This is a genomic window from Geodermatophilus sp. DSM 45219 (genome assembly GCF_900104025.1).
Classification (GTDB): Bacteria; Actinomycetota; Actinomycetes; order Mycobacteriales; family Geodermatophilaceae; genus Geodermatophilus.
In genome coordinates this window covers 24,996-50,505 of record NZ_FNIQ01000009.1, presented here as the reverse complement: position 1 = coordinate 50,505, position 25,510 = coordinate 24,996, and the positions used below count along the sequence as shown (strand labels likewise).

Genomic DNA, 25,510 nt, shown 5'->3' with positions numbered 1-25,510 from the left:
TAGATTCCCCCGAGAGGCCCCGGCTCCGGGCCCCGGGCGACGGCGCCCGGGACCGGGCGGGCAGGAGAGGACGAGGCGTGCGCGAGTTCAGCGTCCCCGCGACCACCGAGGTGGGCCAGGACGAGGCCCTGACCGACATGCTGGACGAGAACGTCACCCGGCACGGCGACGAGACCGGGCTGCGGCGCCGGGTCGACGGCCGGTGGGTCGACGTGACCTGGCGGCAGTTCGGCGAGGAGGTCCGCGGCGTCGCCAAGGGCCTCATCGCCTCCGGCGTGGCCGCCGGCGACCGCGTCGTTCTGCAGGCGAAGACCCGGTACGAGTGGACCGTCTTCGACTTCGCCATCTGGACCGCCGGCGCGGTCGTCGTCCCGGTCTACGAGACCTCCAGCCCCGACCAGGTCGCCTGGATCCTGTCCGACTCCGGGGCCACCGCGGCCGTCGTCGAGCGCGACGAGCACGCCGCGGCCGTCGAGTCCGTGCGCGACCAGGCTCCCGACCTCCAGGCCGTCTTCGTCATCGAGGACGACGCGGTCGGCACGCTCGGCGTCGCCGGTCAGGACGTGCCCGACAGCGAGCTCGACGCCCGCCGGGCGACACTGGACGCCGACAGCCCGGCCACGCTGATCTACACCAGTGGCACCACCGGCCGGCCCAAGGGCTGCGAGCTCACGCACCGCAACTTCCTGTTCGAGATCGGCAACGGCATGAGCCTGCTGAGCCGGTTCATGAACCCGGAGGGCTCGCTGCTGCTCTTCATCCCGCTGGCCCACGTGCTGGCCCGCGTCCTGCAGGTGGGCGCGGTGAAGACCCGCACCGTCATCGGTCACACGCCGGACGTGAGGAACCTGGTCGAGGACCTCGGCGGGTTCACGCCGACCTTCGTGCTCGCCGTCCCCCGGGTGTTCGAGAAGGTCTACAACGGCGCCAAGGCCAAGGCGGAGGGGGACGGCAAGGGCAAGGTCTTCGACCGGGCCGCCCAGGTGGCCATCGACTGGTCCCGCGCCCAGGACACCGGCGGCCCGGGCCTGGGGCTGCGTCTGCAGCACGCGCTGTTCGACCGGCTGGTCTACGGCAAGCTGCGCGCCGCGCTCGGCGGCCGCTGCCAGGGCGCCATCTCCGGCGGCGCCCCGCTCGGTGAGCGGCTCGGCCACTTCTTCCGCGGTATCGGCGTGACCGTCTTCGAGGGCTACGGCCTCACGGAGACCACCGCCGCCGCGTCGGTCAACCACGACGACGCGATCCGCGTCGGGACCGTCGGCCGGCCGCTGCCCGGCGTCTCGTTCGCCATCGCCGAGGACGGCGAGATCCTCATCCGCGGCGGCATCGTGATGCGCGGCTACTGGAAGAACGAGAAGGCCACCGAGGAGGCCATCGACGCCGACGGCTGGTTCCACAGCGGTGACCTCGGTGAGATCGACGGCGACGGCTTCGTGACGATCACCGGGCGCAAGAAGGAGATCCTGGTGACCGCGGGCGGCAAGAACGTCGCCCCCGCCGTCCTCGAGGACCGGCTGCGCGCGCACCGGCTGGTCAGCCAGTGCATCGTCGTCGGCGACCAGCGGCCCTACATCGCCGCGCTCGTCACCCTCGACGAGGAGGCGCTGCCGCTGTGGCTGGCCTCCAAGGGCAAGGACGGCGGCCTGACCGCCGCCCAGCTGGCCGACGACCCCGACGTGCGCGCCGAGCTCGACGCCGCGGTCGCCGACGCCAACAAGGCGGTGTCCCAGGCCGAGGCGATCAAGCGGTACCGGGTGCTCGGCACGGACTTCACCGAGGACAACGGGATGCTGACGCCGAGCCTGAAGCTCAAGCGCTCCGTCGTCCTCAAGGAGTTCGACGGCGAGGTCGAGGAGCTCTACAGCCGCTGAAAGAGGACCCCGTCCTCCTCACCCCTCGCAGGCTCGGGGCGAGCCTCTGGACGGGGCCGCGCCGCGGCCTCCGCCGACTCACCCGCCCAGGATGTCGGCGTAGGTCGCGGCGATCGAGGTCCAGGACCAGCGCCGCTCGACCCACGCCCGGCCGGCCGCGCCCATCCGCCGGGCCCGCTCGGGGTCGTCGAGCAGCCCGGTGACGACGGCGGCCACCGCCCGCGGTGATCGCGGGTCGGCGACGACGTGCCCGGTGACCCCCTCCCGCACCGTCTCCGGCGCCCCGCCGGAGGTCCCCGCCACCACGGGGCGGCCGCAGGCGGCGGCCTCGAGGTAGACCATGCCCAGGCCCTCGACGTCCAGGCCGCCGCGGCGGGTGCGGCAGGGCATGGCGAAGACGTCGCCGGCGGCGTAGTGCTCGGGCAGCTCCTCCGGCGGCACCGGCCCGGTGAGGACGACCGAACGCGCCAGCCCCCGCGCCGCGACCGCCCGGCGCAGGCGGTCCTCCAGCGGGCCGCCGCCGACCAGCAGCAGCCGGGCGCCGGGGTGCCGCGCCAGCACCCGCGGCCACGCCTCGACCAGCACGTCCTGGCCCTTGCGCGGCACCAGCCGGGACACGCAGACGACGACCGGCGCCGTCCCCAGCCCGTACCGCTGCCGCACGGCGGCGCCGTCGGCGGCCGGGGTGAAGTGGTCGACGTCCACGCCGGGCGAGAGCTGCGCCATCCGCGTCACGTCCCCGAGCGCCGGCGCCAGCCGGTCCCGCGTGTAGTCGCTGATGCAGGTCAGCACGTCGAGCCCGGCGGCGATGCGGCGCATCAGCTGCCGGGCGCCGGGGAGGGCCACCCAGCCGGTCTCGTGGCCGTGGGTCGCCCCCACCACGTGGCGCACCCCGGCCTCGCGCAGTGCCGGCGCGAGCAGGCCGAGCGGCGCCGCGGCGCCGAAGAACGCGGTGTCGCAGCCGTGCCGGCGGGCCAGCCCGGCGGCGGTGCGGGCCACGCCCCGGGTGGGCAGCAGCATCCCCGTCGGGTGGCGCACCACCTCGTAGGGCAGCGCGGCGTCGTGGGCCTCCCAGCCCGGTGAGCGGGAGGCGAGCACGACCAGCGACTCCGGCGGGCGGCGGGCGAGCAGCGCGGCGACGAAGGTCTGGATGCCGCCCTGCCGCGGCGGGAAGTCGTTGGTGACGACCAGGGTCCTCACCCGGCGTCCTCCAGCCGCTGCCAGTCCTGCGCGAACGCGATCCGCTGCGCCGACGTCGGGTGCGAGCCGAAGAACCAGTGCCAGGCTCCCGGCGGGTCGGGGTCGGACAGGTTGGTCGCGGCCAGCTGCCGCTGCATCGTGACGAAGGCCCCGGCGTCCCCGGTGAGCTCCAGCGCCCGCAGGTCGGCCCGCGTCTCGACCTGGCGCGACACCAGGTTCTGCACGGGGGTGCTGAGCAGCCCGCCCACCGACAGGAGCAGCAGCACGAGCGGGACGACGGCGGGGTCGGCCGGTGACCGGGCACCCGCGCGGCGCAGCAGCGGCGTCCACGACAGCAGCCAGCCCGCCAGCGCCACGGCCGACCCGGCCCCCAGCGCCCCGACCAGCGTTCCGGTGAGGACGTCGCGGTGGACGACGTGACCGAGCTCGTGGGCGACGATCGAGGCGACGGCGTCCTCGGGCAGCTGCTCCAGCGTCGTGTCGTAGAGGACGACGCGGCGGGTGGAGCCGAACCCGGACACGTAGGCGTTGAGCGCCGTCGTCCGCCGCGAGGCGTCGGAGACCAGCACGTCCTGCACCGGTGTGCCGTTCTCCTCCGCCAGGTCCAGCAGCCGGGTGCGCAGCTCGCCCGCGGGCAGCGGCTCGAAGCGGTTGAACGCCGGCTCGATGACCACCGGGTACAGGAAGGAGCCGACGACGACGAAGCCGGCGGTGACCGCCGACGCCCATGCCCACCAGGTGCGCGGCGCCCGGCGCACCAGCCACAGCAGGCCCGCCAGCGCCAGCGCCGTGATGCCCGCGCTGATGGCGGTGGAGACGGCGACGTCGCGCAGCCACAGGCCCCAGCCGCGGGTCGACAGGCCGTAGCGGTGCCGGACCACCTCCGCGTACGCCGACACCGGCAGGGACGCCAGGCGGCCGACGACGATCACGGCCGCCGTGCCCAGCAGCACCTGGGCGACCCACCCGCCGCCGAACGGCCGGGCCACGGTGCGCACCAGCCGGGCCCCGAGCGGGGTCAGACCGAGGACGGCGGAGACCACCAGGCCCAGCACGATCGAGACCAGCGACGCCGGGCGCAGCGCGGCGGCGAAGGACTCGGCCCGCTCCAGCAGGTCCGGCGGGAGGACGTCGGCCGGCTCGACCGGGCTCCGCCCGCCGGCCGGCTCGGCCAGCAGCGTCCAGGGCGGGACCACCGCGATGACGACGACGACCGCGGCGCCCAGCCCGGCGGCGAGGAGCAGCGCGGCGCGAGCACCTTCCCGCCCCGCCCCGCTCACCCGGTCGATCCTATGGTCCGGGTCCGCGGCGGTCGGGACGGCACCCGGCCAGGGTGGACCGGTCGCGGGGGTCCTCCTAGGCGATGCGGCGCACGGCGACGACGCCGTCCATCGAGTCCGCGCTCACGACCCTCACCGGCTGGCCGGAGGTCGAGGCGTGCACCATCTGGCCGTTGCCGATGTACATCGACACGTGGCTCACCGGGCTGTAGTAGAAGACCAGGTCACCTGGCTGCAGGTCGGCCCGGGAGACCGCGGTGCCCATCTGGGCCTGCATGCGCGACGAGTGCGGCAGGCTGATCCCGGCCGCGGCGTAGGCGTACTGCGTCAAGCCCGAGCAGTCGAAGGCGTCCGGCCCGCCGGCGCCCCACACGTAGGCGTCCCCGACCTGGGCCAGCGCGGTGTTGACGGCGGTCTGCGCGACCCCGCTCGCCGCGGGGGCGGGCGCCGCGGTGGGGACCGCCTGGCCCGCGTGGGCGGCCACGACCTCCTGCTGCTGCGGCGCCGACAGCGCGGCGTACTGCGCCTCGTAGCCGGCGATGTCGGCCTCCAGCGCGGACTGCCGGGCGGTCACGTCGTCCAGCGTGCGCTGGGCGGCGGCCCGGGCGGCCTCGGCGTCGGCGCGGGCCTGCCGCGCCGCGGTGGCGGACTCGACGACCTCGCCGAGCACCTGCTCGGTGTGGCCGGCGATGGCCTCCAGGGTGGCCAGCCGGGAGACGAACTCCTCGGCCGACCCGCTGGTCATCAGCAGGTCCAGCTCGGTCGTGCCGTCGCCGGAGGTGAAGGCCGCGCGGGCGACCTGCCGGATGTGCCCGTCGAGCGCGTCGAGCTGCGCCTGCGCGCCGGCAGCGGCCTGGTCGGCGGTCTCTACGGCGGCCCGCTGCTGCGCGAGGGTCTCGCGGGCCTCGTTGACCTGCTCGGTGACGACCTCGAGCTCGTGGGCGGCGCCCGCGACCAGCTGGGCCGCCTGCGCGGCGGTGGTGGCCTCCTCCGGGTCCGCGGCGGCGGTGCCCGGCAGGAGCGTCAGGGCCAGGGCGCAGCTGGCTCCCAGGACCAGCCCGCGACCGAGGGCGCGGGGGGTGGGGCGGCGGGATGCGACCGGGTGGTCGGGGTGGGACTGATCGACGGCATGCCCCAGGGCAGGGCGGGGGGTCGCCACGGGCGGCGGCTCTCCGTTCTTCCTCAGCGACCGCCTACCGGGTTAGCTGACGGGTTCGGGCTGGGAAGAAGTGCCCTATCTCGGCGCCCCGGCGGACCGGTGCGCGGGAGAACTCACCCCAGTGCTGCGGTGGGTCCCCGGTTCCCCCTCGGCACCGGTGCGGCGCCTCGGGCGACTCGGCGGTTCCCGGCCGAGGTCACCTGTGTGCAGGTGACGACCACCCGGCCGGACCGGCTCACCGTACGGGCGTGGGCGAGGAGTGACGAACGGGGGCGGTGGGGACTGTGGGATCCGGCCCACCCGCCGCGGTCCGCCACGCCGCCAGGCCCGCCCGGGACGCGCGACGCGGTCAGCCGGTGCGGCGCCGCGACTCCCCGCCGGCGCGGCGGTCGGCGACCGCCCGCCGCGTGGGGACGGGGCGCGGGGCGGGCTGGTGGCGCAGCGGTGGCACCAGCCCCGCCTCGGCCAGCACCCGGACGGCGCGGCGCTCGACCTCGTCGAACTCCACCACGACTCCGGGCGGCACGACCACGACGTCCTCGGCGGTCGGTCCGCCGTCCCGCCGGGCGGCCATCGGCACCACCGGGGGGCCGGCGCCCTGCCAGCCCGGGGGCGCCCCCAGGAGCACGGTGAGGACGCAGTCGCTGCAGCCGGTGCCGCGCGCGGTGCAGGTGTCGCAGTCGATGAACACGGTCCACTCCTCTGCTGGCCGACCCTCGGCGCGAGGGACCGTCCACGGCCCCGGTCGATCCGGCCAGGACGCTAGGAGCGGGCACCGACAGTTCCGGCTCAGGCGCCGGCGTACTCCCAGTGCCAGGGCTCCTCGCGGCCGTTGCCGGGGTCGGCCCAGCCGGGGTGGAGGAAGCCGAAGCGGCCGGCGTTGGCCACCATCCAGGCGTACTGCGGCGTCCCGAACCGCTCGACGCCGCCGCACAGGTCCACCGCCAGGCCCCAGCCGTGGTCGCTGGTGCCGGGCACCGCGGCGAGCTCCGGCTTCTCGCCGTACAGGCGCACCTGCTCGGCGTAGGTCCGGTAGGAGTCGGTGAGGCACAGCGGCGTCCCGAACGCGCCGGCGTAGGCGCTGCTCATCGCCTGGTAGGCCGCCGCCGCGTCGCAGCGCATCGCGTGCGCGCCGACCCCGAGCGGGCACAGCGCGCTGGGCGGGACCAGCCCGTTGGGGAAGCCGCCCCACGCCCGCCCGCCGGCCGTCGACGGCGGGTGGCGGACGTCGCCGCACTCCACCGGCAGCGCCCCGCCGGACGGCCCCGGCGCCGCGACGGCCGTGCGTTGCCCCAGGCTGGGCCGCCCGGCCCCCAGCACCCGGTCGGCCGGTGGCCGGCCGACCACCACGGCCCCGGCGCGGGCGTCGGCCGCCAGCACCGTGCGCTCGTCCAGCGCGATGCCCACGTTGCCCAGCCCGGACCGCCCGCCGCCGAGGAAGACGAGGTCCCCGGGGAGGACGTCGGCCGGGTCGACCGGCGTGGTCACGGCGTAGAGGTCCGCCTGGCCGCCCGGGAGGTCGACGCCGGCAGTGGCGTAGACGCTCTGCACCAGGCCCCCGCAGGACCACGCGCCCGGCCCCGTCGCCCCGGACGAGTAGGGCCGGTCCAGGGCGTCGACCGCCGCGCTGACCGCGGCGACGGTCTCGGCGGGCAGGACGACGGGCGAGGAGCCGGGCAGCTGGGCCGCTCCGGCCTGCGCGCCGCCCTCGGCCGCGGGGACCGGTGCCAGCCCGCCCGGCAGGCCCGCCGCCGGGTCACGCAGCACGGCCGCGGGCGGCGGGTCGACGCCGGCCGCGGCCAGCTGGTCCAGGTGGGCGTGCCAGGCGGCCGCGGCCTGCCGACCGGCCTGGCGCTGCTCCTCCCGCTGGCGACCCAGCTCGCGGTCGACCGCGGCGACGGCGCCGTCCAGGTCCCTGGTCGCCGCGGCCGCGGCCGCCTCCAGCTCCTCGATCTGGGTGGTGAGCTCCGTGGCGCGGGCGCGGGCGGTCGCCCGCACCGTCTCCGCCTCCGCCCGGCGGTCCGCGGCCTCCTGCCGTTGCCGCTCCGCGGCGGCCACCACCTCGGCAGCGTGCCGCTCGGCGGCGTCGAGCAGGCCGGCAGCGGCGACGACGTCACCCGGGCCGCCGCCGCCGAGCAGCACGGTCAGTGCGGTGACCTGCCCGGCGTCCCGGTACACCGCCGACGCGTGCCGGGCCACCTCGGCCCGGGTCCGCACCAGCTCGGCGTCCGCCGCGGCGATGTCGGCCTCGGCCCGTGCGGCGGCCTGCCGCGCGGCGTCGAGGGCGGCCCGCGCCTCGACGACCCGCGCCTGGTGCTCCTGCAGGTCGGCCTGCACCTCGGCGGCGCGCCGCTGCAGCTCGTCGAGCTCCGGGCTGTCCAGCAGGCTGGCCGGGACGACGGGCGCGTCGCCGGGCGCGGCGAGCGCGGGCACGGGGACGAGCAGCAGGGCCGCCGCCACCGCGACGGCCAGGGAGCTCCGGCGCATCGGCCACCTCCGCGCGTGTCCAGGACCGGGCTCCGTCCCCGTCGATGGTGTCCCGGACACCGCCCGGCGGCCAGCTCTGCGCGTGCGGCCTCGCCCCCTCGGGGGAGGACGCCGGCGCAGTGGCGGGCGCCCGGCCCGGCGCGCGTCCCCGGGACTGTCAGCGCCCCGACCTACCGTCCGCCCCGTGCGCCCTTCCCCCGCCAGGCCGGTGCCGCTCTCCCCCGCCCGACTGGCCGGGACGGCCGCCCGGGCCGCCGCCGGGCTGCCGCGCTACGAGCAGGCCACGATCGACGAGCTGGGCACCCCGCTGGCCGAGGTCACGTTCGTCGTCGTCGACCTGGAGACCACCGGCGGCTCCCCCAAGGACAGCGCGATCACCGAGATCGGCGCGGTCAAGGTGCGCGGCGGGCAGGTGCTCGGGGAGTTCCAGACCCTCGTCGACCCCGGCTGCGAGATCCCGCCCTACATCAGCGTGCTCACCGGGATCACCTCGACGATGGTCGCCGCGGCGCCCCGCATCGGGTCGGTGCTGCCGCACTTCCTCGAGTTCGCCCGCGGCGCCGTGCTGGTCGCCCACAACGCGCCCTTCGACCTCGGGTTCCTCAGGGCCGCCTGCGCGGAGAACGGCGTCCCGTGGCCGGCGACCGCGTCGGTCGACACCGCCGTGCTCGCCCGCCGGCTGCTCAGCCGCGACGAGGTGCCCAACTGCAAGCTGGCCACCCTGGCGCCGTTCTTCCGCACCACCACCGAGCCCTGCCACCGCGCGCTGGCCGACGCCCGCGCCACCGTCGACGTCCTGCACGGGCTGTTCGAACGCCTGGGCCCGCTCGGCATCACCAGCCTGGAGGAGCTGACCGGCCTCACCCGCCAGGTCGACCCCGACCGGCTGCGCAAGCGGCACCTGGCCGACGACGTCCCGCGCGGCCCCGGCGTGTACCTCTTCCGCGGCCCCCGTGACGAGCCGCTCTACGTCGGGACGTCGACCGACCTGCGCAGCCGGGTGCGCAGCTACTTCACCGCCGGCGAGCAGCGCAGCCGGATGACCGAGATGGTCGCGCTGGCCCAGCGGGTCGACGCCATCCCCTGCGCCCACGACCTGGAGGCCGCCGTCCGCGAGCTGCGGCTGATCGCCGAGCACAAACCCCGCTACAACCGGCGCTCGCGGTTCCCCGAGCGGGCGCTGTGGGTGCGGCTGACCGAGGAGCCCTTCCCGCGGCTGTCGGTGGTCCGCCGGGTGCGCCCGGGGGCGGGGGTCTTCCTCGGGCCCTTCGCCGACCGGCGCGCCGCCGACGCCGCGGTGGCCGCCGTCCACGAGTCGCTGCCGCTGCGCCAGTGCACCGGCCGGCTCTCGGTGCGGGTCCTGGGCACGGCCTGCGCGCTGGCCGGGATGGGCCGCTGCGGCGCCCCGTGCACCGGCGCCCAGTCGGTCGAGGAGTACGGCGCGGTCGCCGAGGTCCTGCGCAGCGCCGTCGCCGCGGACCCGCACCCCCTGCTGGCACCGCTGCTGGCCCGCGTCGACCGGCTGGCCGCCGAGGAGCGCTACGAGGACGCCGCCGTGCTGCGCGACCGGGTCGCCACGCTCGTGCGCGCGGTGCGCCGCCGCCAGCGCCTGGAGTCCCTCGCCGCGGTGCCCGAGCTGGTGCTGGCCCGGCCGGACGGCGAGGGCGGCTGGCAGCTGTCCGTCGTCCGCCGGGGCCGGCTGGTGGCCGCCGGGTGCGCGGCGCGCGGCAGCTCGGTGCGGGCCGTCCTCGACGGGCTGCTGGCCACCGCGGAGACACCCCTGGGGCCCGACGGCGAGCTGGCCGCGTCGGTCGAGGAGACCGAGCTGGTGCTGCGCTGGATGGAGAAGCCCGGCACGCGGCTCGTCCGGGTCGACGGGACGCTGGCCTGCCCGGTGCCCGGCACCGGCGGCTACTCCGGCTTCCTCGACCGCGTGGAGGCCGGCCGCGCCGGACGCGACCCGTTCGCCGACGGCCGCGCGCTGGGCACCCGCGCCCGCCCCGAGCGGCTCGCGGCCGCCCGGTGACGTGCGGGAACGGCCCTCCCGCAGGGGCCCGTGCCGAACCGGTGACGTGCGGGAACGGCCTCGCTGCAGGGGCCCGGTGCCGAGCCGGTGACGTGCTGGAACGGCCCTCCTGCAGGGGCCCGTGCCGAGCGGAGCGAGGCGTGGGGGGCAGGAGGGTCCTTCTACTAGCATCCCCGGCGTGATCACCGCCATCGTCATGATCGACGCGGCCACCGACGCGATCCCCGAGGTGGCCGAGGCCGTCGCCGACCTCGACGGGGTCAGCGAGGTCTACTCGACCGCCGGCGAGGTCGACCTCATCGCCGTTGTGCGCGTGCGCGAGTTCGAGCAGATCGCCGAGGTGATCGCCGGCCGCATCAACAAGGTCCCCGGCGTGCTGGAGACCGAGACGCACATCGCCTTCCGGGCCTACTCCCGCCACGACCTCGAGGCCGCGTTCTCCATCGGTCTCGACACAGCCGACTGACAGAGGACCCCGTCCTCCTCACGCCTCGCTCCGCTCGGCGCGAGCCTCGGGACGGGGCCAGCGGCGCTAACCGCGCAGCGCCCGGCTGGTCTCCACCCAGCGCGCCAGCTGGGCCTCGGCCCGCCCGTCGTCGACCGCGGCCGCCGCCTGCTGCAGGCCGGCGGCCAGCGCGTCGTGCAGCCGCGCCGGACGCTCGCCGGAGGCGGCCAGCGCCGCGGCCGCGTTGAGCAGCACCGCGTCGCGCACCGGGCCGGGCTCGCCGGCCAGCACCCGCCGGAAGACGTCGGCGTTGAACGCCGGGTCGCCGCCGCGCAGCGCGCCCGCCGGCGGCTCGGCGATGCCCAGGGCCGAGGGGTCGGCCCGGTCGGGCTCCACCTCGCCGTCGCGCACCACCCACACCGACGACGTCGTGGCGGTGGTCAGCTCGTCGAGGCCGTCGTCCCCCCGGAAGACCAGGGCCCGCACACCGCGCGCGGCCAGCACCTCCGCCATGACCGGGGCCATGCGCGGGTCGGCGACACCGATGGCGGCCGCGGCCGGACGCGCCGGGTTGGTCAGCGGCCCCAGGAAGTTGAAGACCGTCGGGATGCCGAGCTCGCGCCGCGGCACGGCCGCGTGCCGCATGCCCCGGTGGAAGACCGGCGCGAAGAAGAACCCGATGCCGGCCTCCTCCACGCAGCGCGCGACGGCCGGGGCCGGCAGGTCGATGACCACGCCCAGCGCCTCGAGCACGTCGGCGGCACCGGAGGACGACGACGCCGCCCGGCCCCCGTGCTTGGCCACCGGCACCCCGGCGGCGGCGGTGACCACCGCGGCCATCGTGGAGATGTTGACGGTGTGCGCGCCGTCGCCGCCGGTGCCGACGATGTCCACCGCCGGCCGGGTCAGCTCGACCGGCGTCGCCTGGGCGAGCATCTCCGCGGCCAGGCCGCCGAGCTCCTGCGGCGCCACGCCCTTGGCGCGCAGCGCGACGGCGAACCCGGCGATCTGCGCGGGGGTGGCCTCGCCGGTCATCACCTCGCGCATCGCCCAGGCGGTGTCCTCGGCGGAGAGGTCCTCGCGTGCGAGCAGGCGGGTGAGCAGGGCCGGCCAGGTCGGTCCGGCGGGAGGTCGGGCGGTCACCGGGCGACCGGTCGCCGTCCCGCCCGGTCGCGCAGCAGCCCGGCGACGACGGTGGGGGCGGTCAGCGGGTCGACCGGCAGCGGCAGGGTGGCGTCGGCCTGCGACCAGTGCGCCAGCCACCGGTCGGGCTGCCGGGCCACGAGGACGCACAGCGCGGGGCGGTCGGCCACCTCGACGGTCAGCTGCCGGGCCAGCGCCAGGCCACCGGTCGGCTGCGCCTCCCCGTCGAGGATGCAGAGGTCCACGCCTCCGCCGTCCACGGTGTCGACGACGTCGTCCCCCGTGGCGCACTCCACCCAGGTCAGGGGACCCACGTCGGCGGCGGGACGGCGGCCCACCGCGGTGCGCACGGCGGCCCGCACCTCGGGCCGGGAGCTGTAGACCAGGACGGTGGCCGGGGCGGCGTCACTCACGGCGCCGAGCGTAGTGGCAGGAGGCGCGCGGACCGGGCAGGACGGGGTCCCGGTATCGGGGAGGTCACGGCGGCGCGACGACATCCCACCCGCGGTCGTGGCCTCGGCAGGAGCGATGCCATGATGGGCCGGTGACAACGGCTCCCGTGGCGAGCGGCACCTTCGACACCTCCCGGGTGCACTCCCTGACCCGACCGAACCTGGTGAGCGTCGGCACCATCATCTGGCTCTCCAGCGAGCTGATGTTCTTCGCCGGCCTGTTCGCCATGTACTTCACGGCGCGCGCGCGGGCGACCGAGGGCTGGCCGCCGGAACCGACCGAGCTGAACCTGCCCTACGCGCTGTTCTTCACGATCATCCTGGTGGCCTCCTCGGTCACCTGCCAGCTCGGCGTGTTCGCGGCGGAGAACGGCAACGTCTACGGCCTGCGCCGCTGGTTCACCATCACCTTCGTGATGGGCCTGGTCTTCGTGCTGGCCCAGGCCAACGAGTACCGCGTGCTGGTCACCGAGCACGGCACCAGCATCTCCAGCTCGACCTACGGGTCGGTCTTCTACCTGACGACCGGCTTCCACGCGCTGCACGTCATCGGGGGCCTGGTCGCCTTCGTGTACCTGCTCATCCGGTCCACCATGGGCCGGTTCACGCCCGCGCAGGCGACCGCGGCCATCGTGGTCTCCTACTACTGGCACTTCGTCGACGTCGTGTGGGTCGGGCTCTTCGCCACGATCTACCTGATCCGCTAGGGAACCGGTGTCCACCACGAACCCGCAGTCCGACGCCCCGTCCGACGAGGGGACGCCCCGCGGCCACCGCCGCTGGTCCCGCCGCCCCGCCGACGGGACCCCCGCCGCCGCAGCGCGTGCCCGGCGGGCCTCCAAGCAGCGCCGCCGGATCGCCAACGTGGCCGGCCTGATGGCCGCCCTGGTGCTGACCGGGACGCTCTACTCGGCCCTCTCCCCCGCCTATGCCACCGAGGAGAGCACCGCCACCGAGTCCTCGGCCGAGGCCGCGGGCCGCGAGCTGTACGAGCGCAGCTGCATCACCTGCCACGGCGAGAACCTCGAGGGCGTGCCCACCCGCGGCCCGTCGCTCATCGGGGTCGGCGAGGCCGCCGTGTACTTCCAGGTGCACACCGGCCGCATGCCGCTGGTCCGCCAGGAGGCGCAGGCCCCGGACAAGCCGGCCATCTTCTCCGACGAGGAGATCGACCAGCTGATGGCCTACGTCCAGGCCAACGGCGGCGGCCCGACCCTGCCCTCCGGCGACCTGCGCGACGGCGACCTGGCCGAGGGCGGCGAGCTGTTCCGGCTGAACTGCGCCTCGTGCCACAACTTCGTCGGGGAGGGCGGCGCCCTCTCGTCGGGCAAGCGGGCCCCGAGCCTCAACGACGTCAACGACCTGGAGATCTACTCCGCGATGCTGAGCGGGCCGGAGAACATGCCGGTCTTCGGTGACAACCAGCTGACCCCCGAGGAGAAGCGCTCCATCATCAACTACGTCCAGACGGTGCAGAGCCAGGCCGACCCGGGCGGCTTCGGTGTCGGGCGCATCGGCCCGGTCGCCGAGGGCGTCGTCATCTGGGTCGTCGGGGTGGCCGCGCTGCTGTTCGGCATCTTCTGGATGGGCAGCAAGGCGTGAGCGCGCGCACCATCTCCACCACCGGCACCGCCGCACGACCGGCGCCGACCACGGGCGCCAGCGAGGAGCACGCGTGACCACGCGCGAAGACGCCCCCGGTTCGACCGGCGGCGCGGACGTCCCCGGCCCCCTGCACGGCGGCCCGGACGACGACTACACCCCCGAGCAGCTCGCCGCGATGTCGCGCGAGGACCTCGACCTGCTGGGCGCCCGCTACGACGGCGTGCAGGTCCTGCACACCGAGCCCGGTCCCGAGCCGGGCTCCCGGCTGGAGAAGGCCGCGGTCCGTCAGGTCGCGCTCACCTTCGCCCTCGCCGGGCTGGCCGCGTTCGCGGCGTTCGTCGTCTACGCCGGCTCGGGCTGGTTCCTGCCCGACTGGCAGTGGGAGATCACCGAGAGCGGCTGGAGCGCACTGTTCACGCCGCTGATCGGCGCGCTCGGCGGCCTGTCCCTGGTCCTGGTGGGCGTCGGGATGGTGCTCTACACCAAGAAGCTGCTGCCGCACGAGACCGCGGTGCAGGACAAGCACGACGGCTCGCACTTCGACCGGGTCACCACCGGCGCGACCCTCGTCGGCGGCCTGCACAACAGCGGCCTGGCGCGCCGGAAGCTGATCACCCGCACGCTGGTGTTCATGGGCAGCGGGGTCGGGCTGATGCTGGTCATGCCGCTGGGCGGCCTGATCCGCAACCCCAACACCGGCGACCCGCTGGGCACCACGAGCTGGGCCGAGGGCGTCCGCCTCGTCCGCGACGACGGCAGCCCGATCCGTCCCGGCGACCAGGTGCCCGGCTCACTGGAGACGGTGTTCCCGGCGGTCCCGGGCGGCAACCGGCAGTCCGACGCCGCGACCATGCTCATCCGGCTGCGCCCGGAGCAGGTCCGGGTCGACCGTCCGCGGGAGAACCAGGAGGACTTCGGCTACGGCGACTACGTGGCCTACTCCAAGATCTGCACGCACGCCGGCTGCCCCGTCTCGCTCTACGAGCAGGAGACCAGCCGCATCCTGTGCCCCTGCCACCAGTCGCAGTTCGACGTCACGCGGGGCGCCCAGCCGGTCTTCGGGCCGGCCACCCGGCCGCTCCCCCAGCTGCCGATCACTGTCGACGACGAGGGCTACTTCGTAGCGCGTAGTGACTACATTGAGGCTGTTGGCCCCACCTACTGGAACCGGGAGCGCATCTGATGGCTCGTACCGCCACAGCGCCGGGTGTCCCGACCACGCGTGTGGGCAAGGCGGCGCTGGAGTTCGACGATCGCCTGATCGTCGCCGGCCCGCTGCGCCGCACGCTCAACAAGGTCTTCCCCGACCACTGGTCCTTCCTGCTCGGCGAGATCGCGCTCTACTCGTTCGTCATCCTGCTGCTCTCCGGCACGTACCTGACCTTCTACTACGACGCGGCGATGACCGAGGTCGTGTACGACGGCACGTACGCGCCGATGCGCGGGCTGGAGATGACCGCCGCCTACGAGTCGACGCTGTACCTGTCGTTCGACGTCCGCGGCGGTCTGTTCATCCGGCAGCTGCACCACTGGGCAGCGCTGATGTTCGTCGCGGCCATCGTGGTCCACCTGCTGCGCATCTTCTTCACCGGCGCCTTCCGCCGTCCGCGGGAGACGAACTGGCTGATCGGCATCGCCCTGCTGCTGCTGGCCTTCGCCATGGGTTTCACCGGCTACTCGCTGCCCGACGACCTGCTCTCCGGCACCGGCCTGCGGATCATCAGCGCGATCATACTGTCGATCCCCGTCATCGGCACCTGGGCGCACTGGGCGGTGTTCAACGGTGACTACGTCGGGGAGGAGATCCTCGGCCGGCTGTACATCGTCCACGTCCTGATCGTGCCGGCCATCCTGCTGGCGCTGATCGCGGTGCACCTGCTGCTGCTGGTCAAGCAGAAGCACACCCAGTTCCCCGGGCCCGGCCGCACCGAGCACAACGTGGTCGGCAACCGGCTCTTCCCGGCCTTCGCCGGCAAGGCCGGTGGCCTGTTCTTCATCGTGTTCGGCGTCTGCGCCGCGCTCGGTGGCCTGGTGCAGATCAACCCGGTGTGGCTGTGGGGCCCGTACAACCCCGCACAGGTGTCCGCCGCGTCGCAGCCCGACTGGTACGTGATGTTCCTCGACGGCTCGACCCGCCTCTTCCCGGCCTGGGACATCAACCTGCCGGGGAACTACACGATCCCCGCGCTCTTCTGGCCCACGGTCGTGCTGCCCGGCATCATCTTCACGCTGATGGCGGCCTACCCGATGATCGAGCGGAAGCTGACCCGGGACACCGCATCGCACCACCTGCTGCAGCGTCCGCGGGACGTGCCGGTGCGGACCTCGCTCGGCATGATGGCGCTGGCCTTCTACGTGGTGCTGCTCATCTCGGGCGGCAACGACGTCATCGCCGAGAAGTTCGACATCAGCCTGAACGCGATGACCTGGGTCGGCCGGATCGGGCTGATCATCGTGCCGCCGCTCGCCTACGTGTTCACCTACCGGATCTGCCTCGGGCTGCAGAAGCACGACCGGGAGGTCCTCGAGCACGGCCTGGAGACCGGTGTCATCCGGCGGCTGCCGCACGGCGAGTTCATCGAGGTCCACCAGCCCCTCGGCCCGGTCGACGAGCACGGCCACGGTCAGCTGGCGTACGGCGGTGCCCCGGTGCCCAAGCGGATGAACCAGGTCGGTGGCGCCCGCCGCGCGATCCGCGGGTTCTTCTCGCCGATCGAGGAGCCGGCACGGGTGGAGCTCGAGCAGCAGCGCAGCGAGCGCGGCCTGGCCGCGGCGGAGGCCGACCGGGAGCTCACCAGCTCCGGTCGCCCCTCCGACGGTGGCCGGCCGCAGGAGCCGCGCGACTGACAGACCGAAGGACCCCCTGCTCCCCACCGCTCGCGAGCCCGCGGCGGGGAGCAGGGGCCGCAGCAGGGCCCCGACGGACTCCGTCGGGGCCCTGCTGCATCTCCGCCCGTGCGCCGGCAGCACCGGCACTCCCCCGCCACGGGACGGCGACCGCCGCACGACCGGCTGACGGCGCCGCGCCGGCCCCGCTGCACACGGCAGCACCGCCGCCACCGTCCTGCTGAGCGGCCGATGGCCGGCACCCGTCCGGTGGGACCGGCCGGCCCGACCGGTGCTGCCCCTGCCGGGGCTGTGGCACCGCGGCGTCCCCCCGCCTCGGCCCCGTCACCGACGGTGCCGTGCGGCCGCCACTGGCCCCCTCCGGCCGGCGGGGCCCACCCCGGGTCGCCCCGAGGCACCCACACCGACGCCACGGAGCCGCCCACGGCCTCCGGCGGGCGCCGTCCGGCGCCCGGGGCACCCGCCGGACGAACGGCCGGGAACACCCCGTGGAAGCCGCGCCGCCCGCGCGCGGACCCTGCCGTCGAGGGCGGCTCCCCCGGCGTGTGCGCCGCTCCCGGACGCCCGCACAGCCCGGCCACGAGCCCCGACGGACGAGGGCGGGGCGGCGGCGCGTCGCGACGACGAGGGCCCCTCCCCGCAGCAGCGGGGAGGGGCCCTCGAGGGTCGGTGCGGAGCGGCTCAGCTCTCGGCGTTCTGCCCCACGTAGTACTCGAAGAGCAGGCCGCCGACGGTGATCAGGATCGCGACGCCGGCGGTGATGATCAGCCAGGGGTAGAAGAACGCCAGGGCCAGGCCCATCAGGCCCGCCGACAGGGCGATGCCGAAGGGCCAGTAGCTGCCCGGGCTGAAGAAGCCCAGCTCGCCCGCGCCGTCGGCGATGTCGGCGTCCTTGCGGTCCTCCGGGCGGGCGTCGATGCGCCGCGAGACGAACCAGAAGAAGCCACCGACGAGGAAGGTCAGCCCACCGGAGAGGACGAGCGCCGTCGTCCCGATCGGCTCACGCGACCAGATGCCGTAGACGGTGGCCACGATGATGCAGAAGACGCCGATGACGTTGAAGATGAGCGCTTCGACCTTCACGGCCGTCCCTCCTGCGGGTTGTGCGGTGCGCGGGTGCCGGACACGTCAGCCGTCGACCTGCTGCGCGTCGTCGGCGAGGTCGAACGGCGAGGTGCTGGTCGCCCGGCCCGGCTGGCCGATGCTCTCCAGGGCGTCGTAGGTGCTCAGCCCCGACTCCCGCGCCGCCAGGTAGGCCTCGTAGTCCTCCAGCGGGACCGCCCGGACCTCGAAGTTCATGTACGCGTGGTAGGTGCCGCACAGCTCGGCACAGCGGCCCACGAAGGCCCCCTCCTCGCGGACGGTCACCTCGAAGACGTTGTCGCGGCCGTTCTCGTTGCCCGGGATCACGTCCAGCTTGAAGAGGAACTCCGGCACCCAGAACGAGTGGATGACGTCGGCCGAGGCCAGCTCGAAGCGGACGGTCTGGTCGGTCGGCAGGACGAGGATGGGGATCTCGTCGCTGTTGCCGACGGTGTTGACCGGCTCGCCGTCGTCGCCCGTGGTCTCCGGGTAGACGAACTGCCAGTTCCACTTGAAGGCGTTGACCGCGATGGTGACGTCGGGTTCGGCGGTGCGCTCCTGCACCCGGTTCTGCACGACCACGGTGAAGAAGAACAGGCCCGCGATGATGAGGAACGGGATGATCGTGTAGACGATCTCCAGCGGCAGGTTGTACGCCGTCTGCTTGGGCAGCTCGTCACCACGCTTGCGGTGCATGACGACCGACCAGCCGATGAGCCCCCAGACGGCGAAACCGACGATCAGGGCGGCGATCACCGACCAGATCCACAGGTCGCGCATGAGGTAGGACTCGTCGGTGATCCCGTCGGGCCAGCCCCAGCGCCAGAACTCGTTGTTCGGGGTGCACCCGGTCAGGGCGAGCACCCCCAGGAGACCGAGCGCGGCGACCCGCGCGAGCCTGCTGCCTCGAGCCACTGCTCGCTGCCTCCTCGTCCTCGTCCGGTGCGCCGGACGGTCTTCCCGGCGGGCCGTCAGCCGGTACCCGGCGGACGGCTCCTGTGCCGACCACAGTCTGCGGCGAGACTAGCCGACCCCGCACGGCGGCCCACCACCGGAGACACCCGACCCGCGGGTCGGCCCACCGCACGGGCGGACGACGTCCGGGCGTCCCCCGGCCGGACGCCGTCGACCACGGTGAGACCCCTCACCGGCGTCCCCGTCCGGGCGCCCCCGCCGGTTACAGTCGGGGCCGTGTTCTCGCGGCTGCTGACCCCCAGGTGGGTGCTCGGGCACCTGGTGGTGGGCGCCCTCTTCGTGGCCACCTTCTTCCTGGGCTGGTGGCAGTTGTCGAAGGCCGAGGCCGGCGGGGGCGCGGTCAACTGGAGCTACGCGCTGCAGTGGCCGCTGTACGGGTTCATGGGGCTCGGCTTCTACGTGAAGATGTGCCTCGAAGAGGTCCGCCGCGACCCCGAGGACGACGAGCCGGGCACCGACGTGGTGCTCTACCAGCGGCCGCGGGTCGACACCTCCGGCGACCCGGAGCTCGCCGCCTACAACGCCTACCTCGCCGAGCTCAACGAGCGGGCCCTGCAGCAGCGGGCCGACCATGGCTGAGCCGGCGACCGCCTCCCGGCTGCCCCGCGCACTGGCCCGGCGCGTCGGGCGCGACGTCCCCGCCGCACTGACCCGCTACCGGGTGATGGCGTGGATCGTCGGGGTCCTGCTCATCGCGCTGGTCCTCGTCGCCGTCCCGCTCAAGTACCTCAGCGGCATCGAGGGGCCGGTGACCGTCCTCGGCACCGCGCACGGCTGGCTCTACTTCGTCTTCTTCCTGACCGCCTGCGACCTCGCCCTGCGCGCCTCCTGGACGTTGCGCGGCACGGTTCTCACCCTGGTCGCAGGCACCGTTCCGATCCTGTCCTTCGTGGCCGAGCGCAACGCCACGCGCAAGACCCGCGCTGGCGCCCGCGTCTGACCCTGCCGCGGCCACTCCGCCCGGTACACGACGACCCCCGGAGAACCACGCCCATGTGCGGCCTGCTCGCCTACCTGTCCACCGACGCCGACCGCGTCGACGACACCCGCGTGAAGGAGGTGCGCGAGGCGCTGCACTGCCTGCGCCACCGCGGCCCCGACGAGACCCAGGTCTGGAACGACGCGCGGGTCGCCTTCGGCTTCAACCGGCTCGCGTTCATCGACATCGAGCACAGCCACCAGCCGATGCCCTACGCCGACGGCCGGTACCGGATCGTCTTCAACGGCGAGATCTACAACTACGTCGAGCTGCGCGAGGAGCTCGCGGCCCTCGGCGCGCGGTTCGCCACCGGGGGCGACACCGAGGCGATCGTGGCCGGCTACCACTACTGGGGTCAGGACGTCGTCCGGCGGCTGCGCGGCATGTTCGCCTTCGTCATCTGGGACACCCGCACCGGGACGGCGTTCGGCGCCCGCGACCCGTTCGGCATCAAGCCGCTGTTCACCGCCCGCCTCGCCGACGGCGCGCTGGTCTTCAGCTCGGAGAAGAAGGCCGTCCTGGAGCTGCTCGGCGGCAGCGACGCGGCCGGCGGGGTGGACTCCGCCTCCCTGCAGCACTACCTGACGCTGCAGTACGTGCCCGAGCCGGCCACGCTGCACCGCGGCATCCGGCGGATCGAGAGCGGCACGAGCTTCACCGTGGTGGACGGCGAGCTGCACACCAGCCGCTACTTCCACCCGACCTTCCCGGTCCGGCCGGTGGCCCAGGACGAGCAGCAGGCCCTGTACGACCGGATCGCCGACGTCCTCGACGACTCGGTGCGGGTGCACATGCGTGCCGACGTCACCGTCGGGTCGTTCCTCTCCGGCGGCATCGACTCCACCGCGATCGCGGCGCTGGCCAAGCGGTACAACCCCGACCTGATGACCTTCACGGTCGGCTTCGAGCGGCAGGGCTACTCGGAGATCGACGTCGCCGCGGAGTCCGCCGCCGCGATCGGCGTGGAGCACGTGACCAAGGTGGTCACCCCGGAGGAGTTCGCCGAGGCGATCCCGCTGGTCGTCTGGTACCTCGACGACCCGGTCGCCGACCCCGCGCTGGTGCCGCTGTACTTCGTCGCCCGCGAGGCGCGGGAGCACGTGAAGGTGGTGCTGTCCGGGGAGGGCGCCGACGAGCTGTTCGGCGGCTACAACATCTACCGCGAGCCGCTGTCGCTGGCCGCCTTCGACCGGCTGCCCGGCGGGATCCGCCGTGCCCTCGGCGCGCTGTCGGCGCGGCTGCCGAACGGCATGCGCGGCAAGGACCTGCTGCGCCGCGGCTCGATCCCGCTGGAGCAGCGGTACTACGGCAACGCGCGGATCTTCCGCGACGACGAGCTGGGCTTCCTGGAGCGCCGCGACCCCGACCTCTCGCACGTCGCCGTCACCCGCGAGCTGTACGAGCGGACCCGGGCAGCGGGCTACGACGACGTGACCGCCATGCAGTACGTGGACCTGTTCACCTGGCTGCGCGGCGACATCCTGGTCAAGGCCGACAAGATGACCATGGCGAACTCGCTGGAGCTGCGGGTGCCCTTCCTGGACCCGGAGGTGTTCGCGGTCGCCGGCACGCTGCCCGTCGACCAGCGGGTGACCCGGGAGACGACGAAGTACGCGCTGCGCCGCGCGCTGGAGCAGATCGTGCCGCCGCACGTGCTCAACCGACGCAAGCTCGGCTTCCCGGTGCCCACCCGGCACTGGCTGGCCGAGGACCTGCACGACTGGGCCCGGCAGGTGGTCGAGGAGAGCCAGACCGACGAGTGGCTGGACCGGCGGCAGGTGCTGTGGATGCTCGACGAGCACCGCGACAACCAGCGGGCCGGCTCGCCGGTCGACCTGTCCCGCAAGCTCTGGACGCTGCTGGTCTTCATGGTGTGGCACGGCGTCTTCGTCGAGCAGCGGATCAAGCCCGAGATCCCCGAGACCGTCTACCCGGTCAGGTTGTAGGACGGGACGGCGAAGGCCCGGTCCCTCCGAGGAGGAGCCGGGCCTTCGTCGTGTCTCCGGGGAGCCGTTCCCACGAGGGGCCGGCGCCGGGTGCGGTCCCGTGGGACCGCGGTGTCACCTGCTCAGCTGAAGGAGTCGCCGCAGGCGCAGGAGCCGCTCGCGTTGGGGTTGTCGATCGTGAAGCCCTGCTTCTCGATCGAGTCCACGAAGTCGATCACGGCGCCGCCGAGGTAGGGGCCGCTCATCCGGTCGACGATGACCTCGACGCCACCGAACTCGAAGGTCTGGTCGCCGTCGAGGAACCGCTCGTCGAAGAAGAGCTGGTACCGCAGACCCGAGCAACCGCCGGGCTGGACGGCGATGCGCAGGCGGAGGTCGTCGCGACCCTCCTGGTCCAGCAGCGCCTTGACCTTCGCGGCAGCCGGGTCGCTGAGGATGACGCCGGTGGCCGTGGTGTCCTGCACCGTCATGTTGGAAGTCCTCCCACGTTCGAGGGTGCCTGCTGCGGCACGTCCTGCAGCAGGCCAACGCCGCCGGAGCGGAGCCTCTTCCCACTGTACGGTGTCGGCGGCCGCGTGGACGGGGATCGGCCGAGGTCACACGTAGACTCGCGGGCGTGAAGCTCCGCCTGCCCGGGCGCCGCGACCGCACCGAGGCCGCCCCCGACCCCGCCGCCGACCCGACCTCGCAGCTGGTGAGGACGGGCGGCAAGGGCCGGCCCACGCCCAAGCGCCACGAGGCCCAGGGACGCCGTCCCGGCCCTCCCCCGCCGCCGCCGACCACCCGCAAGGAGGCGTACCGACGGCAACGCGAGCAGCAGGCGGCCAACCGGGGGGCCGTCCGCGCCGGCGTCGCGCGGGGCGACGACGGCTATCTGCCCGCGCGGGACCGCGGTCCGGTGCGCAAGCTCGTCCGCGACATCGTCGACGCCCGCCGCAACGCCGGCAGCTTCTTCCTGCTCGTCGCCGCGCTGGTGCTCGCCGGGGCCGTCGTCCCGAGCCCGCAGTTCCAGAGCTACACGGTCACGCTCTGGCTGGCCTTCTTCCTGGTGATCATCGTCGACTCGGTCCTCCTGGGCCGGCGGATCAAGAAGACGGTCCTCGAGCGCTTCCCCGACCAGGACCACAAGATGAAGGGCCTGGTCTGGTACGGCGTCACGCGGGCGACGATGGTCCGCCGCTGGCGCTTCCCCAAGCCGGAGGTCGCGCTCGGCGCGAAGGTCTGAGAGCGGCCCTCCTGGAGGGGCCCGCCGCCGGCCCCGTCCAGGGCACCGCCCTGAGCTCGCGAAGGGTGGGGAGGACGGGGTCCTTTCCTCGGTGGGGGGCAGGAGGGTCCTCTACTAGCGTCGGACGGCGTGGAATCCCGACGACTGGGCCGCTCCGGCCTGAACACCTCAGCGATCGCCTACGGCAACTGGCTGACCCACGGGGGCCAGGTCGAGGAGGACGCCGCGCACGCCTGCGTCCGCGCCGCCCTCGACGCCGGCATCACCACCTTCGACACCGCCGACGTCTACGCCGGCACGCGGGCCGAGTCGGTGCTCGGCCGCGCCCTGGCCCGCCAGCGCCGGGAGGGCCTCGAGGTCTTCACCAAGGTCTACTGGCCGACCGGGCCCGGCCACAACGACCGCGGGCTGTCCCGCAAGCACGTCATCGAGAGCTGCCACGCCTCGCTGCGGCGGCTGCAGACCGACTACGTCGACCTCTACCAGGCGCACCGCTACGACCCGACGGTGCCGCTCGAGGAGACGATGACCGCCTTCGCCGACCTCGTGCGCGCCGGCAAGGTGCTCTACGTGGGCGTCTCGGAGTGGACCGCCGAGGAGATCGCCGCCGGCGCCGCGCTGGCCCGCGACCTCGGCATCCACCTGGTCAGCAACCAGCCGCAGTACTCGATGCTCTGGCGGGTCATCGAGGCCGAGGTCGTGCCCACCTCCGAGAAGGAGGGGCTGTCGCAGATCGTGTGGTCGCCGCTGGCCCAGGGCGTGCTCACCGGCAAGTACCCGCCCGGGCAGCAGCCGCCCGCCGACAGCCGCGGCGGGCACGCCGAGGCCGGCGGGTCGATGCGGCGGTTCCTGCGGGACGACGTCCTGACCCGGGTGCAGCTGCTGCGGCCGGTCGCCGAGGACCTCGGCCTGTCCATGGCGCAGCTCGCCATCGCGTGGGTGCTGCAGAACCCCAACGTGGCGGCGGCGATCATCGGCGCGACCCGCCCGGAGCAGGTGCACGACAACGTGCGGGCGGTCGGGGTGCGGCTGGAGGCCGACGTCCTGACCCGCATCGACGAGGTCCTCGGCGACGTCGTGGAGCGCGACCCCGCCAAGACCTCGCGCGGCTGAAGGACCCCGTCCTCCCCGCCCTCCGCGACCTCAGGGCGGGCGGGGCCACAGCCGGACCTGTTCCGCTCGGCTCACGTCGCGGCGAGGCCCATGGGGCCGTAGACCTCCTGCTCGCCGTCGAAGAGCCGGACCGTCGCGACCCCGCGCTCGAGCAGGTCCCGCCAGTTCTCCCCCAGCCAGGACTCCGCATCGCCCTGGTTGTCCGCCAACGGGACCTCCACCCCGACCGCGGCGGGGTCCAGCTCCGCCCCCGAGGGGTCCTCCAGCCGCCAGTACCAGCTCATGCGCACCGAGGTTAGTGAGCCGCACGGGCAGCCGTGCCCCGAGTGTGACCTCAGGCCTGGTTACCCGGGGACCCGTCGCGGGCATGGGGACACATCGACACTCTCGCTCGTCCCGGAGGACCGATGACCGACCCCACCACAGGCGCCAGCCGAGCGTCCGTCCCGCCGCCCACCCCCGAGGACGCCTCCACCGGTCAGCTCATCGGCCAGCTGACCGAGCAGATCAGCCGGCTCGTCCGCGACGAGGCCCGGCTCGCCCAGGCCGAGGTCACCCAGAAGGCCAAGCGGCTGGGCGTGGGCGCCGGCCTCTTCGGGGGCGCCGGCCTGTTCGCCTTCTTCGGCCTGGCCGTGCTGATCGCGACCGCCGTCCTGGCCCTGGCCCTCGTCCTGCCCGCCTGGCTCGCGGCGCTGATCGTCGCCGTCGTCCTGTTCGCCGTCGCGGGCGTGCTCGCGCTGGTCGGCAAGAAGGACGTCGAGAAGGGCAGCCCGCCCGTGCCCACCGAGGCCATCGCCAGCACCAAGGCCGACATCGCGACCGTGAAGGAGAGTGCACGCCGGTGAGCACCCCCGTGAGCCCGGGCCCCGACGGCCCGCAGGACAGCTCCACCCAGGCCGACGCGGCCCCCAACGACCCGGACGCCATCAAGGCCGAGATCGAGGCCACCCGCGAGCAGCTCGGCCGCACCGTCGACGAGCTCTCGCACCGGCTCGACGTCCCCGAGCGCGCCAAGGAGGGCGCCTACCGCGCCCGGGACACCGCGGTCGAGACCTACCGGGAGAACCCCCCGGCGGTCATCGGCGCCGGCGCCGGCGCGGCGGCGCTGCTGGGCCTGCTGGTGTGGCGCCGCCTCACCAGGGACCGCCGCACCGCGAAGCGGCAGGCCAGACGCGCGGTGAAGCGGGAGGCCAAGGTCGCAGCCGCCCGGCGCGCGGCGGCCGAGAAGGCCGCCCGCAAGACCGCGCGGAGGAACGCGAAGGCCGCGCGGAGGAAGGCGGAGGCGGCGCAGCAGAGGGCCGGCGCCGCCCGCAAGGCCGCGGCTGCCCGGAGGGCCGCGGCGGCGAAGCGGGCGACGACGAAGGTGCAGCAGACCCGCCGGGCAGCGAGGAGGAGCAAGTGAGCAGCAAGGGCGCGAAGCTGGTCTACCGGCCGATCGGCCTGCTGAGCGGGATCCTGGCCGGCATGGTGTCCGGCGCGGTCTTCAAGCAGGTCTGGAAGCGTGTCGCGAACGAGGAGGACGCACCGGACGCCTTGCAGAGCGAGTACCGGATGCGCGAGGTCGTGCTCGCCGCGGCGCTGCAGGGTGCGATCTTCGCCGCCACCAAGGCGGCCATCGACCGTGCCGGCGCCCGCGGCTTCACCAAGCTGACCGGCAGCTGGCCGGGGGACTGA

26 protein-coding genes and 1 riboswitch are annotated in these 25,510 nt (G+C 74.5%); of the genes, 15 read left to right on the top strand and 11 right to left on the bottom strand.

The genetic code is table 11. The features are described from left to right. The first annotated feature begins 77 nt into the window (after positions 1 to 77). Positions 78 to 1,871, top strand: a complete 1,794-nt coding sequence (locus BLR12_RS22770; RefSeq protein WP_091382785.1) for an AMP-dependent synthetase/ligase — start codon at positions 78 to 80, stop codon at positions 1,869 to 1,871. A 78-nt stretch (positions 1,872 to 1,949) separates the two neighbouring features. Here BLR12_RS22770 and BLR12_RS22765 read toward each other — a convergent pair whose 3' ends face one another. The 5 genes from BLR12_RS22765 to BLR12_RS22745 form a co-directional block, all read right to left on the bottom strand. Further along, on the bottom strand, positions 1,950 to 3,071 hold the full coding sequence (locus BLR12_RS22765) for a glycosyltransferase family 4 protein (RefSeq protein ID WP_091382783.1): 1,122 nt from the start codon (positions 3,069 to 3,071) through the stop codon (positions 1,950 to 1,952). Continuing rightward, positions 3,068 to 4,351 carry a M48 family metallopeptidase gene (locus BLR12_RS22760; protein WP_091382781.1) on the bottom strand — a complete coding sequence of 428 codons (1,284 nt, stop codon included), beginning with the start codon at positions 4,349 to 4,351 and terminating at the stop codon, positions 3,068 to 3,070. Before BLR12_RS22760 ends, BLR12_RS22765 begins: the two co-directional genes overlap by 4 nt. A gap of 76 nt (positions 4,352 to 4,427) precedes the next feature. After that, the gene (locus tag BLR12_RS22755; protein WP_091382779.1) at positions 4,428 to 5,510 is read right to left on the bottom strand and encodes a C40 family peptidase; all 1,083 of its coding nucleotides are present in this window, start codon (positions 5,508 to 5,510) and stop codon (positions 4,428 to 4,430) included. Between the two features lie 16 nt (positions 5,511 to 5,526). Next, positions 5,527 to 5,685, bottom strand: a riboswitch (cyclic di-AMP (ydaO/yuaA leader). 174 nt (positions 5,686 to 5,859) lie between these two features. Further along, the gene (locus BLR12_RS22750) at positions 5,860 to 6,201 is read right to left on the bottom strand and encodes a hypothetical protein (RefSeq protein ID WP_091382777.1); all 342 of its coding nucleotides are present in this window, start codon (positions 6,199 to 6,201) and stop codon (positions 5,860 to 5,862) included. Positions 6,202 to 6,299: 98 nt separating this feature from the next. Continuing rightward, complete coding sequence (locus tag BLR12_RS22745; RefSeq protein ID WP_091382775.1) at positions 6,300 to 7,997, bottom strand: M15 family metallopeptidase; 1,698 nt, start codon at positions 7,995 to 7,997, stop codon at positions 6,300 to 6,302. A gap of 184 nt (positions 7,998 to 8,181) precedes the next feature. On the opposite strand from BLR12_RS22745, the gene BLR12_RS22740 reads away from it, so the two are divergent. After that, positions 8,182 to 10,023 (top strand): DEDD exonuclease domain-containing protein, encoded by a 1,842-nt coding sequence (locus tag BLR12_RS22740; RefSeq protein ID WP_255363715.1) that lies wholly within the window; start codon positions 8,182 to 8,184, stop codon positions 10,021 to 10,023. A gap of 178 nt (positions 10,024 to 10,201) precedes the next feature. Beyond that, positions 10,202 to 10,489, top strand: coding sequence for an Lrp/AsnC family transcriptional regulator (locus tag BLR12_RS22735; protein ID WP_091382771.1), 288 nt, complete (start codon positions 10,202 to 10,204; stop codon positions 10,487 to 10,489). A gap of 66 nt (positions 10,490 to 10,555) precedes the next feature. Here BLR12_RS22735 and trpD read toward each other — a convergent pair whose 3' ends face one another. Continuing rightward, positions 10,556 to 11,611: an anthranilate phosphoribosyltransferase gene (gene trpD / locus BLR12_RS22730; RefSeq protein ID WP_091382769.1), complete on the bottom strand. Its 1,056-nt coding sequence runs from the start codon at positions 11,609 to 11,611 to the stop codon at positions 10,556 to 10,558. Continuing rightward, on the bottom strand, positions 11,608 to 12,024 hold the full coding sequence (locus tag BLR12_RS22725; protein WP_091382767.1) for a hypothetical protein: 417 nt from the start codon (positions 12,022 to 12,024) through the stop codon (positions 11,608 to 11,610). Before BLR12_RS22725 ends, trpD begins: the two co-directional genes overlap by 4 nt. 131 nt (positions 12,025 to 12,155) lie before the next feature. Between BLR12_RS22725 and BLR12_RS22720 the strand changes: the two genes are divergently transcribed. The 4 genes from BLR12_RS22720 (at position 12,156) to BLR12_RS22705 (ending at position 16,515) form a co-directional block, all read left to right on the top strand. After that, entirely contained in the window at positions 12,156 to 12,770 is a 615-nt protein-coding gene (locus tag BLR12_RS22720; protein ID WP_091382765.1) for an aa3-type cytochrome oxidase subunit III, read from the top strand. A 7-nt stretch (positions 12,771 to 12,777) separates the two neighbouring features. Beyond that, positions 12,778 to 13,665, top strand: coding sequence for a cytochrome bc1 complex diheme cytochrome c subunit (locus BLR12_RS22715; RefSeq protein ID WP_091382763.1), 888 nt, complete (start codon positions 12,778 to 12,780; stop codon positions 13,663 to 13,665). Positions 13,666 to 13,738: 73 nt separating this feature from the next. Continuing rightward, entirely contained in the window at positions 13,739 to 14,851 is a 1,113-nt protein-coding gene (locus tag BLR12_RS22710; protein WP_176832650.1) for a cytochrome bc1 complex Rieske iron-sulfur subunit, read from the top strand. Continuing rightward, on the top strand, positions 14,851 to 16,515 hold the full coding sequence (locus tag BLR12_RS22705; RefSeq protein WP_091382761.1) for a cytochrome bc1 complex cytochrome b subunit: 1,665 nt from the start codon (positions 14,851 to 14,853) through the stop codon (positions 16,513 to 16,515). Before BLR12_RS22710 ends, BLR12_RS22705 begins: the two co-directional genes overlap by 1 nt. 681 nt (positions 16,516 to 17,196) lie before the next feature. Here the strand turns inward: BLR12_RS22705 and BLR12_RS22700 are convergent. Continuing rightward, complete coding sequence (locus tag BLR12_RS22700) at positions 17,197 to 17,598, bottom strand: cytochrome c oxidase subunit 4 (RefSeq protein WP_091382759.1); 402 nt, start codon at positions 17,596 to 17,598, stop codon at positions 17,197 to 17,199. A gap of 45 nt (positions 17,599 to 17,643) precedes the next feature. Continuing rightward, positions 17,644 to 18,513 (bottom strand): aa3-type cytochrome oxidase subunit II, encoded by an 870-nt coding sequence (gene coxB, locus BLR12_RS22695; protein WP_091382757.1) that lies wholly within the window; start codon positions 18,511 to 18,513, stop codon positions 17,644 to 17,646. A gap of 276 nt (positions 18,514 to 18,789) precedes the next feature. Here coxB and BLR12_RS22690 point away from each other — a divergent pair, with 276 nt between their 5' ends. Genes BLR12_RS22690 through asnB form a run of 3 tightly spaced genes read left to right on the top strand, consistent with a single transcriptional unit; the run spans position 18,790 to position 21,498 of the window. Continuing rightward, positions 18,790 to 19,152 (top strand): metalloprotease, encoded by a 363-nt coding sequence (locus tag BLR12_RS22690; protein ID WP_091382755.1) that lies wholly within the window; start codon positions 18,790 to 18,792, stop codon positions 19,150 to 19,152. Further along, positions 19,145 to 19,513 carry a DUF3817 domain-containing protein gene (locus BLR12_RS22685; protein ID WP_091382752.1) on the top strand — a complete coding sequence of 123 codons (369 nt, stop codon included), beginning with the start codon at positions 19,145 to 19,147 and terminating at the stop codon, positions 19,511 to 19,513. The genes BLR12_RS22690 and BLR12_RS22685 overlap by 8 nt, the downstream gene beginning before the upstream one ends. 53 nt (positions 19,514 to 19,566) lie before the next feature. Continuing rightward, positions 19,567 to 21,498, top strand: coding sequence for an asparagine synthase (glutamine-hydrolyzing) (asnB, locus tag BLR12_RS22680; RefSeq protein ID WP_091382750.1), 1,932 nt, complete (start codon positions 19,567 to 19,569; stop codon positions 21,496 to 21,498). A 122-nt stretch (positions 21,499 to 21,620) separates the two neighbouring features. Here the strand turns inward: asnB and BLR12_RS22675 are convergent, their stop codons facing one another. Then, positions 21,621 to 21,968, bottom strand: coding sequence for a HesB/IscA family protein (locus tag BLR12_RS22675; RefSeq protein WP_091382748.1), 348 nt, complete (start codon positions 21,966 to 21,968; stop codon positions 21,621 to 21,623). A 146-nt stretch (positions 21,969 to 22,114) separates the two neighbouring features. On the opposite strand from BLR12_RS22675, the gene BLR12_RS22670 reads away from it, so the two are divergent. Both BLR12_RS22670 and BLR12_RS22665 read left to right on the top strand, forming a co-directional pair. Beyond that, the gene (locus BLR12_RS22670; RefSeq protein ID WP_091382747.1) at positions 22,115 to 22,723 is read left to right on the top strand and encodes a DUF3043 domain-containing protein; all 609 of its coding nucleotides are present in this window, start codon (positions 22,115 to 22,117) and stop codon (positions 22,721 to 22,723) included. 129 nt (positions 22,724 to 22,852) lie between these two features. Next, the gene (locus BLR12_RS22665) at positions 22,853 to 23,836 is read left to right on the top strand and encodes an aldo/keto reductase family protein (RefSeq protein ID WP_091382745.1); all 984 of its coding nucleotides are present in this window, start codon (positions 22,853 to 22,855) and stop codon (positions 23,834 to 23,836) included. Between the two features lie 71 nt (positions 23,837 to 23,907). Here the strand turns inward: BLR12_RS22665 and BLR12_RS22660 are convergent, their stop codons facing one another. Continuing rightward, a complete protein-coding gene (locus BLR12_RS22660) occupies positions 23,908 to 24,120 on the bottom strand; it encodes a hypothetical protein (protein ID WP_091382744.1) in 213 nt (70 codons plus the stop codon). A gap of 123 nt (positions 24,121 to 24,243) precedes the next feature. Between BLR12_RS22660 and BLR12_RS22655 the strand changes: the two genes are divergently transcribed. The 3 genes from BLR12_RS22655 to BLR12_RS22645 are packed head-to-tail and all read left to right on the top strand — an operon-like array spanning position 24,244 to position 25,510. After that, entirely contained in the window at positions 24,244 to 24,681 is a 438-nt protein-coding gene (locus tag BLR12_RS22655) for a phage holin family protein (RefSeq protein WP_091382742.1), read from the top strand. Further along, on the top strand, positions 24,678 to 25,238 hold the full coding sequence (locus BLR12_RS22650) for a DUF3618 domain-containing protein (RefSeq protein ID WP_255363714.1): 561 nt from the start codon (positions 24,678 to 24,680) through the stop codon (positions 25,236 to 25,238). The genes BLR12_RS22655 and BLR12_RS22650 overlap by 4 nt, the downstream gene beginning before the upstream one ends. Next, entirely contained in the window at positions 25,235 to 25,510 is a 276-nt protein-coding gene (locus BLR12_RS22645; RefSeq protein ID WP_091382740.1) for a DUF4235 domain-containing protein, read from the top strand. Before BLR12_RS22650 ends, BLR12_RS22645 begins: the two co-directional genes overlap by 4 nt.